The organism is Desulfamplus magnetovallimortis, from assembly GCF_900170035.1.
Taxonomy (GTDB): domain Bacteria; phylum Desulfobacterota; class Desulfobacteria; order Desulfobacterales; family Desulfobacteraceae; genus Desulfamplus; species Desulfamplus magnetovallimortis.
The window spans coordinates 37,552-39,965 of sequence record NZ_LT828566.1; the positions used below are offsets into that span (position 1 = coordinate 37,552).

Genomic DNA, 2,414 nt, shown 5'->3' on the forward strand with positions numbered 1-2,414 from the left:
TCAAACGCTTTTTCATGTCTCCATATCTCACCCCGGATGAGGGTTTGCAGGCAGTATTCAAGTATTCAGAATATTATGAGAAGCCCATAACCACTGAAACTGCCATTCAGATCAACCAGCTTTGCCAGTCAGATCCATTTTTCATATCCTGTGTCATGGCAAATGAATTCCATGGCAAGGATTTAACTACACGCCAAAGCGTAATTGATACGGTGAATTATGAAATATCGGATCGAAAATCTGAAATGTCCATGACCTGGGGGGAGTACATTGAGCTTACCTTGCAGAGGGTCAATGACATTCATGCTAAAAAAATTCTGCTTCACATGAGCAAACACGCAGATCGGGACTGGACTCCCAAAGAGCTGAAGGATACGCTAAAACTTGATCTGGATTTAAAGGGTATCCAGCACAGGCTTCGCACCCTTGTAAAGGCTGATCTTTTAACCGAAGGCATTTCCGATATTGATTACAGGGGACTCAAAGACGGCACCCTTTATCTTATACTGAGAAACCGTTTTGAAAAGGAGATAAGTTCCTTTGAGCCTGACCTTAAAAAACAGTTTAAAGGGATCTTTATCGGAAGCATCCTGGGCGACATTGCAGGTTCCATATACGAGGGAAATCCCATTAACAGCAAACTCTTTCCCCTGTTTGGTGGAAAATCGGATTTTACCGATGACACGGTACTTACCATTGCTGTTGCCTTTTCTCTTTTAACCGGTGTGGATTATCTATTGTCCTATAAATATTTTGCACGGAAATACACTGTAGGTTTCAGTCATCAATTTTATCTCTGGGCCCATTCCAGTTCCCTGGAGCCGCTTAACAGCATGGGCAACGGCAGTGCCATGCGTGTCTCTCCGGTGGCATTTGCCAAAAATAGTGTGGAGGAGGTGCTTGGGGAAGCAAAAAAAAGCTCGGAAGTTACACACAATCATCCAGAGGGAATCAAGGGGGCACAGGCAACCGCCCTTGCCGTTTTTCTGGCTCGCATGGGAAAAAGTAAAAAGGAGATCAAACAGGTGATCACGGAACGGTTTCAATACAACCTTGACCGCACCCTGGATGAGATTCGCCCTTTTTATTATTTCAAAGCCACAGCCCCTGATTCTGTTCCAGAGTCAATCATTGCCTTTTTAGAGTCGGAAAGTGTTGTGGATGCTGTCAGAAAAGCTGTTTCACTTGGCGGTGACAGTGATACAATGGCCTGCATTGCCGGAGGGATCGCCCATGCCTGTTACAAGGATATTCCGGATGATATAGTGGCAGAAGTAAAAAAGAGGCTGCCCCAGGAGTTTCTCATGATTATGGAAGCGTTTGAGCAAAAATTTTGTGAAAACAGAAATGACTGGGAAAGTGAAGAGCTTTTGAAATTGACAAATGAAGTAGAGCAGGTGCTTGCAAAGCAAAATGGCAAAACAGGGCAGATCAGTGAAGGCGATCGAGATAATCAGGAAAATGAACCGTTCTTTAGTATGGATTGGGAAAAAAATGCTGAGATATCCCCGGCTCCGGTTGTCCGCAATGACATTGAATTTGACCCCAAAAAATATGGATTGGAGTGATATATGATTTTTATTTTTTATAGGAGTATAACTAAATGAAATTTCATAATTTTTTTCATTTTTTAATATTATCATTATTTTGATATACCAATATGATAGTATTAAATCATTTTTACATCTCATAAGGAACAGTTGTAATGCAAACTCCATTGAAATATCCATTACCTGAAAGAATCGGAGAGCCTGACCTTCTGGTGGGTAGAGAAAAAGAATTTGCCCTGTTTCATAAGTGGATTGATAAAATTCCAAAACGCCTTTCCAAATCTAAAGTGATACTTGCCCGCCGGAAAAGCGGCAAAACAGCCTTCATTCAAAGGATTTTCAACCAGCTTTGGAGTGCAAACGGCAAGGTGATCCCGATTTTCTTTGAGCTTGGGGAAAATAAACAATGGTACCCCCATTTTGCCATTGACTATTACTGTTTGTTTGCTTCCCAGTATATCTCTTTCATGGAAAGGCAGGATTCCCTTGTTCGTACACCTTTATCGTTAAATGGGATCAAAACCTATGGTAAAGCAAATAGCAATGAGCTACTGGTGACGGATGTTAATTCCATTATTAATCATATGGAACAAAATGCTTATGATCTGGTATGGAAAACCGCCTACACTGCCCCTGAGCGTATGGCTGCGGAATATGACCTGCGTTTTCTGGTAATAATCGATGAATTTCAGAATATTACAAATACTATTTACCACGACAAAGGTCGTCAGACCAATCCTGATGAAACCATGGCAGGCAGTTTCCACGGCGTGTCAGAATCTAAAATTGCACCAATGCTTGTAACAGGTTCCTATGTTGGCTGGCTTGTGGGCATTTTAGATAAATATCTCGAAGCCGGAAGGC

2 protein-coding genes are annotated in these 2,414 nt (G+C 41.9%); both read left to right on the forward strand.

The annotated features are described in order from the left end of the window. Positions 1 to 1,568 (forward strand): ADP-ribosylglycohydrolase family protein (locus tag MTBBW1_RS25575; RefSeq protein WP_245809563.1); only part of this gene is annotated, 1,568 nt, incomplete at its 5' end. 137 nt (positions 1,569 to 1,705) lie between these two features. Further along, positions 1,706 to 2,414 (forward strand): ATP-binding protein (locus MTBBW1_RS25580; protein ID WP_139786906.1); only part of this gene is annotated, 709 nt, incomplete at its 3' end.